At 62.9% G+C, this 6056-nt stretch carries 9 protein-coding genes and 1 other annotated feature; of the genes, 4 read left to right on the top strand and 5 right to left on the bottom strand.

The annotated features are described in order from the left end of the window. A partial coding sequence (locus tag Q0Y09_RS03180) for a glycosyltransferase (RefSeq protein WP_297717511.1) occupies positions 1 to 1194 on the bottom strand: 1194 nt, incomplete at its 3' end. A gap of 139 nt (positions 1195 to 1333) precedes the next feature. On the opposite strand from Q0Y09_RS03180, the gene Q0Y09_RS03175 reads away from it, so the two are divergent. The 3 genes from Q0Y09_RS03175 (at position 1334) to Q0Y09_RS03165 (ending at position 3216) form a co-directional block, all read left to right on the top strand. Continuing rightward, positions 1334 to 1867 (top strand): DUF4330 family protein, encoded by a 534-nt coding sequence (locus Q0Y09_RS03175; protein WP_297717509.1) that lies wholly within the window; start codon positions 1334 to 1336, stop codon positions 1865 to 1867. 81 nt (positions 1868 to 1948) lie between these two features. Continuing rightward, positions 1949 to 2497, top strand: a complete 549-nt coding sequence (locus Q0Y09_RS03170) for a phosphatase PAP2 family protein (RefSeq protein WP_297717506.1) — start codon at positions 1949 to 1951, stop codon at positions 2495 to 2497. Then, positions 2494 to 3216: a 5'-methylthioadenosine/S-adenosylhomocysteine nucleosidase gene (locus Q0Y09_RS03165; protein ID WP_297717503.1), complete on the top strand. Its 723-nt coding sequence runs from the start codon at positions 2494 to 2496 to the stop codon at positions 3214 to 3216. The genes Q0Y09_RS03170 and Q0Y09_RS03165 overlap by 4 nt, the downstream gene beginning before the upstream one ends. 76 nt (positions 3217 to 3292) lie before the next feature. Here Q0Y09_RS03165 and Q0Y09_RS03160 read toward each other — a convergent pair whose 3' ends face one another. The 3 genes from Q0Y09_RS03160 to rplJ all read right to left on the bottom strand — a co-directional run bounded on the left by Q0Y09_RS03160 (position 3293) and on the right by rplJ (position 4840). After that, a complete protein-coding gene (locus tag Q0Y09_RS03160) occupies positions 3293 to 3790 on the bottom strand; it encodes a GNAT family protein (protein ID WP_297717499.1) in 498 nt (165 codons plus the stop codon). An 81-nt stretch (positions 3791 to 3871) separates the two neighbouring features. Then, positions 3872 to 4246, bottom strand: coding sequence for a 50S ribosomal protein L7/L12 (rplL, locus tag Q0Y09_RS03155; RefSeq protein ID WP_297717495.1), 375 nt, complete (start codon positions 4244 to 4246; stop codon positions 3872 to 3874). 57 nt (positions 4247 to 4303) lie between these two features. After that, the gene (gene rplJ, locus Q0Y09_RS03150; RefSeq protein WP_297717491.1) at positions 4304 to 4840 is read right to left on the bottom strand and encodes a 50S ribosomal protein L10; all 537 of its coding nucleotides are present in this window, start codon (positions 4838 to 4840) and stop codon (positions 4304 to 4306) included. A gap of 40 nt (positions 4841 to 4880) precedes the next feature. On the opposite strand from rplJ, the gene Q0Y09_RS03145 reads away from it, so the two are divergent. Beyond that, positions 4881 to 5249, top strand: coding sequence for a hypothetical protein (locus Q0Y09_RS03145; protein WP_297717488.1), 369 nt, complete (start codon positions 4881 to 4883; stop codon positions 5247 to 5249). Then, positions 4887 to 5022 (bottom strand) — a sequence feature (ribosomal protein L10 leader region). (Overlaps the previous gene by 136 nt.) A gap of 104 nt (positions 5250 to 5353) precedes the next feature. Here Q0Y09_RS03145 and rplA read toward each other — a convergent pair. Next, on the bottom strand, positions 5354 to 6046 hold the full coding sequence (gene rplA, locus Q0Y09_RS03140; protein ID WP_297717467.1) for a 50S ribosomal protein L1: 693 nt from the start codon (positions 6044 to 6046) through the stop codon (positions 5354 to 5356). Positions 6047 to 6056: the final 10 nt, after the last annotated feature.

The following is a 6056-nucleotide window of genomic DNA, read 5'->3' as shown; positions in this document are numbered from 1 at the left end:
GGCGTCGTCGCCGGCGTTGCCCCGGCCGTAGGCGCCGCAGACCAGGGCGCCGTCCCGGCGGCCAATGGTGCGCGCGCGCTCCTGACGCCGGAGAATGGTGCGGTAGATGGTGAGCTGACGTTGAACAGTGGACTCCAGAGAGTACTCCTCCACCCCCTTCTGCCGCAGCCGCTCTCCCAGGTGCCTGCGCTGGACTGGGTCCATGGCCAGGGTGATGAGGTGGTGGGCCAGACCCTCGGCGTCGCCGGGCTCGAAGAGCAGACCGTTGATGCCGTGGTCGATGAAGTAGGGGACGCCACCCACCCGGGAGCTGACCGTGGGCAGACTGGCCCGGGCCCCCTCGGTGAGGGCGTAGGGGAAGGACTCGGAGAGGGAGGTGAGGGTGTTGATGTCGATGGACTGGTAAAAGGTATTGGTGTCGGAGATCCAGCCGGCAAAGCACACGCTGTCGGTCACCCCCAGCTCCCGGGCCAGGTTTTCCAGCATGGCGCGCTCCTCGCCGTCGCCGGCGATGAGGAGCCGCAGCTGGGGACAGGTCTCATGGGCCCTGGCAAAGCCCTTGATGAGGGTGGAGATGTCCTTGACCGGGTTGAGTCGGGCGGCGATGCCCACCACCACCGAGTTCTCATCGGCCTGGAGTCCCACCGAGCGGAAGTATTCCGCCCGGGACATGGCGGGGGGCGGCAGGGTAAAGTCGATGCCGTTGTAGATGGGAAAGAGCTTGTCCGGGTCGAAGCCTCGGGAGATGAGCAGGTCCACCATGGCGTCGGACACGCCGATGCGGTAGTCCAGCCTCCGCAGGGCGATGGTGTTGATGGTGCCGTAGGTGATGCGGGAGAGGGGGCGGCCCAGGTAGTCCAGGCGGTAGTCGGAGTGGACGGTGGTCACCACGGGCAGACCGGTGGCGCGGCGGAGGAGGGCCCCCATCATATTGCCCCGGGCGCCGTGGCAGTGGATGAGGTCATAGCCCTCCTCCCGGATCTTGGCCTTGAGGCGGCGGAGGGTGCCCAATACGTTGCGGCTGGGGTAGACTTCAGTGCGGATGCCCAGTTCTCTGGCCTCCTGGGCGAAGGGGCCCTCCATGAAGCAGACCATGGTCACATCGATGTGCTTGGAGAGGTTCTGCAAGAGGGAGAAAACATGGGTCTTGGCGCCGCCGCTGTCGCCGCCGCTGATGAGATGAATGACTTTCATAGCTGCCTCCACATAAGGGTTTCTTAAATTTCAAAATCCACCCTTGTATCTTCACGGAAAATATTATACAATGCTTGAGTAGTCCGGTCAACGGAAACGCCGGACATCCGCCGAGAAAAGAGATTTACGGAGGCATGACATGAAACTGGTGGACGAAAAAGGAAAGCTCTTTGGTATCCTCAATATCATCGACCTGCTGGTCATTTTGCTTTTGGTCGTTGCGGTAGCCCTCATTGGATGGAAGGTCTTGAAGAAGGACGGCGCCTCCAATGTCAGCCGCACCATCCTCACCTACACGGTGGAAGTGCAGGGCGTGGACAAGGAGGTCTATGAGGGGATCAAGGACTATGTGCCCGGCGAGAACGGCATCGGCGATCAGCTCATGGCCAACGGCGAGATGGTGGACGCCTATGTCACCAACGTGGCCGCTATCCCCCACGAGGGCGGGCTCACCATGACCGACGTCAACGGCAACAAGCTCACCTTCCCCATGGAGGACGACACCCTGGACCTCACCTTTACCATCCAGGCCAATGTGGTCAATGCCGTGACCAACGAGGTAGGGACCCAGGAGGTGCGGATCGGCAAGAACCACATTGTCAAGACGGTCCACTTCGAGCTCGTCAACGGCACCATCACCACCTGCGCGTCCGAGCCCTGGACCGAGGGCTGATTCCCCAGCGGAGAAAAAAGGGACGGGGCTGAGCCCCGTCCCTTTTTGCCTCAGATTTCAGATGAACGGAGGAGACCGGCTATGCTGGAGACCTTTTTGCACCTGGACGGAGCCTTCCTGCTCTGGCTCCAGGACCTGCGCACCCCCATTTTGAACGCATTTTTCTCTTTCTATACCCAACTGGGCGACGCTGGCCTGATTTGGATCGTCCTGTCGGCGGCGCTGCTCCTGCACCCGAAGACCCGGAAGGCGGGCTTCTGGGCCCTCATCTCCATGCTCTTCGGGTTGCTCTTCACCAACGTGCTCCTCAAACATCTGGTGTCCAGGACCCGGCCCTGGCTGGTGGTGGAGGGGCTGCTGCCCCTGGTGGCCGAGGGCGACCCCAACTCCTTCCCCTCCGGCCACACCTGCGCCGCCTTCGCCTGCTGTGTCACCTGGGCCCGGTTCGCCGCCCGGCGGTGGGCCTGGGTCCTGTGTCTCGCCGCCGCCGCTCTCATGGGCTTCTCCCGGCTGTACGTGGGGGTCCACTTCCCCAGCGACGTCATCGCGGGCTGCGCCGTGGGCTGCCTGTGCGCCCTGCTGGCCTGGGCGGTCCAGCGGAAGACCCGGGGCCTGGAGGGGAAGGCATGACGGGGCCCATTCTCATCCAGGGGGCCATGGATGTGGAGACCGACCGGACGGTGGAGCGCCTGGAGGGATTCCGGGCGGAGACCGTTGCCGGGTTCCGGTTCTGGCGGGGCCGGTATGCGGGTGCAGAGCTGGTGGTGAGCCGCACCGAGGTGGGGACGGTGTCCGCCGCCGCAGCCACCGTTCTGGGCATTCAGCGATTTTCTCCCAGGCTGGTCCTCAACCAGGGCACCGCGGGGGCCCACCGCCCGGACCTCCATGTGGGGGACATTGTGGTGGGCCGCACCTGTGTGGACATCCAGAGCGTCCTCATGCCCCGGCGCGGGACAGGGGAGGGGATGGCCCCCGCCGCCTGGCAGCTGTGGGACTTTGACGCCGACACGCCCCCGGCGGTCCTGGAGGGGGACGCTCTCTGGGCGGAGCGGTTCGAGACCGCCCCCTATACCGGGGGACGGGTGCTCCCCGGCCGCCTGGGGACCGGCGACGTCTTCAACCGGGAGCATGACCGCATCGAATGGCTGCGGGAGCGGGCGGGGGAGGACTGCGAGGACATGGAGAGCCTGGCGGCTTACCGGGTGTGCCGCCGGTTCGGAGTACCCTGCCTGGGCCTGCGCATCGTCTCCAACAATGAGCTCACCGGCGAGCCCTACCGCCGGGAGGTGGGGGAGGAGCTGCAGGAGTTTATCCTGTCTGTTTTGGCAGGCCGCGAAGACCAGCCATGAGACGGAGACGCAAGCCGCAATACGCCCGGAAATCGGAATAAGGAAGCAAAAAAGGACGGGGAAACCCGTCCTTTTTTCAGATATGCCGGTCATAGGCCAGTCTGGGGTAGTCGTCCTCCAGCACGTGGATGATCCCGCAGTAGGCAAAGCCGCAGGCTTTGACCACATTCTGCATGACACGGTTGTCCCCGTGGGTGTCCACCCGAAGGTGCCCGCACTGCTGAAAGGCCCAGTCCAGGCAGAACCGGCCCACACCCGTGACAGAGCCGTCCCCGGCCAGACGGTGAATCACGCCGTAGGGGCCGTCATAGTGCCAGCCGCCCTCCTGGATGTCCCGGTAGGTGGGCTCCACGTCCTCCCCCTGGAGGAAGCAGAAGGTTCCCACCACACGGCCGTCGTGGGTACATACATAGCTGCGGCCTGCTGCAATGTCCTCCCGCAGCAGGTCGATGGGGGGCCAGTTGGTGGGACCCCACTGGTTGGGATTGCCGGTCTCTTTCATAAACTGCCGGGCGCAGACATAGATCTCCGCCAGACGCGGCAGGTCCGCCGGAGTGGTGGGTCGGATCTCCATGATCGGAACCTCCTTGTCTCTGGTGTGAAAAAGGCCCATGGCATGACGCCATGGGCCTTTTTTGTGCAAATGGGAAGAAACTTACTTCAGCTCGACCTTGGCGCCGACTTCCTCCAGCTTCTTCTTCAGCTCCTCGGCCTCGTCCTTGGAGACACCCTCCTTGAGGGCCTTGGGAGCGGCCTCGACCATAGCCTTGGCCTCAGCCAGACCCAGGCCGGTGATCTCACGGACAGCCTTGATGACCTTGATCTTCTCGGAGCCGACCTCAGCCAGCACCACGTCGAACTCGGTCTTCTCCTCGGCGGCGGGAGCGGCAGCGCCGGCGGCAGCGGGAGCGGCCATGGCGGCGGCGGACACGCCGAACTCGTCCTCCAGAGCGTGAACCAGCTCGGAGAGCTCCAGAACAGTCAGACCCTTAACTTCCTCAATGAGGGCAGTGATTTTCTCAGAAGCCATGATATGTTACCTCCTAAAATTGTGATCTCAATCAATAGATGATGTGTGTTGCGCCGCTCACTCGGCGGCGGGAGCCTCGGCGGCGTCGACAGAGCCGCCCTTCTGCTCGCAGATGGCCTTGATGACGATGGCCAGGCTGGTGATGGGGGCCAGCATGGTGCCCAGGACCTGAGCCTGGAGGACTTCCTTGCTGGGCAGTTCGGCCAGAGCGTTGATCTCGTCCAGGGACAGGACCTTGCCGTCCATGAAGCCGGACTTGATGGTGAACTTGGCGCCGTTGAACTGCTTGGCGAACTTGGCGATGACACGCATGGGAGCGATGGGATCGCCCTGAGAGAGGGCCAGAGAAGTGGTGCCGTTGAGCACGGAATCCATCTCTTCCAGACCAACGTTGTTGATGGCAAAGCGGACCAGGGTGTTCTTCACTACGGCGTAGTCCAGCTCATTCTTGCGGCACTCGGCACGCAGAGCGGTGTCTTCCGCCACGGTGATGCCCTTGTAGTCCACCAGAACGCCGCTGGAGGCGCTCTTGAGCTTCTCAGTCAGCTCGGCCACGATGGCCTGCTTCTCACTGAGGACCTTTGCGTTAGGCATTTGGGATTCACCTCCGTTGAATTTGAGTTCAACTTTTCCGATGCAGTCACGCAACAAAAAAGCTGTTTTCGCATCCAAAGCAGCGAAAACAGCACAAAGAAACTTACTCCGTTGTGGCTGCATTCTCGGCAGGACTTATGGCTTGCGCCGCCTGCTGTCTTTGAACACGAATGATAGTATATCAGTCCGGACAGGCTTTGTCAAGCAAAACCTGTCCGGAAATGATATATTTTGTGATGCTGGTGTCACGCTGCAACTGTTTCGCGACGCGCGGCTTCCCTACGACTCGGGCTTGAAACAGGGCCGCCAGACGGCCCTTGGTTTCACACCCTCGCTCCGGTCCATCCGCGCTGCTCACGACGCCTCCGCGCTTCTTGTCACGCTGCGCGCCCTCCGCGACGGCGTCTAAGCCCCTCCGACTGCACAAGCCGGCCGCCGGTCCCTTCCGGGGCCCACCGGTCCGTTTGTTCCGCTGCGGGTCTTAGCCACCTGCTCCCGGGCGCTCCGCGCTTCTTACACCAGCTTGGCGCCGTTGACCTTGACGCCGGGGCCCATGGTGGAAGCCACCACGCAGCTCTTGATATACTGGCCCTTGGCGGCGGCGGGCTTGGCCTTGACGATGGCGCCCATGAGAGCGTTGAAGTTCTCGGTGAGCTTCTCAGCGCCGAAGGAGACCTTGCCGATGGGGCAGTGGATGATGTTGGTCTTATCCAGACGGTACTCCACCTTACCGGCCTTGATCTCGGTGACAGCCTTGGCCACGTCGGGGGTAACGGTGCCGGCCTTGGGGGAGGGCATCAGGCCCTTGGGGCCCAGGACCTTACCCAGACGGCCCACCACGCCCATCATGTCGGGAGTGGCGACGACCACGTCGTAATCGAACCAGTTCTCGGACTGGATCTTCTGGACCATATCCATCTCGCCCACGAAGTCGGCGCCGGCGGCCTTGGCGGCCTCAGCCTTGTCGCCCTTGGCGAAGACCAGCACGCGCTGGGTCTTGCCGGTGCCGTGGGGCAGCACGATGGCGCCGCGGACCTGCTGGTCGGCGTGACGGGAGTCAACGCCCAGCTTCACATGGAGCTCCACAGTCTCGTCGAACTTGGCGGGGGCGGTCTTCACCACCAGGGCCATGGCGTCGGCGGTATCGTAGAGCATAGCCTTATCGATCTGCTTGGCAGAGTCGGTATATTTCTTTCCTCTGAACATCGTTACTACC

This window comes from Intestinimonas sp., assembly GCF_026169115.1.
GTDB lineage: Bacteria > Bacillota > Clostridia > Oscillospirales > Oscillospiraceae > Intestinimonas.
This window is presented reverse-complemented; position numbering and strand designations above follow the sequence as displayed.

Bases quoted from the DNA above. Each gene is read 5' to 3' on its own strand.
- Q0Y09_RS03175 (WP_297717509.1), top strand. From the start codon at position 1,334: ATGAAACTGGTGGACGAAAAAGGAAAGCTCTTTGGTATCCTCAATATC.
- Q0Y09_RS03170 (WP_297717506.1), top strand. From the start codon at position 1,949: ATGCTGGAGACCTTTTTGCACCTGGACGGAGCCTTCCTGCTCTGGCTC.
- Q0Y09_RS03165 (WP_297717503.1), top strand. From the start codon at position 2,494: ATGACGGGGCCCATTCTCATCCAGGGGGCCATGGATGTGGAGACCGAC.
- Q0Y09_RS03160 (WP_297717499.1), bottom strand. From the start codon at position 3,790: ATGGAGATCCGACCCACCACTCCGGCGGACCTGCCGCGTCTGGCGGAG.
- rplL (WP_297717495.1), bottom strand. From the start codon at position 4,246: ATGGCTTCTGAGAAAATCACTGCCCTCATTGAGGAAGTTAAGGGTCTG.
- rplJ (WP_297717491.1), bottom strand. From the start codon at position 4,840: ATGCCTAACGCAAAGGTCCTCAGTGAGAAGCAGGCCATCGTGGCCGAG.
- Q0Y09_RS03145 (WP_297717488.1), top strand. From the start codon at position 4,881: ATGCAGTCACGCAACAAAAAAGCTGTTTTCGCATCCAAAGCAGCGAAA.
- rplA (WP_297717467.1), bottom strand. From the start codon at position 6,046: ATGTTCAGAGGAAAGAAATATACCGACTCTGCCAAGCAGATCGATAAG.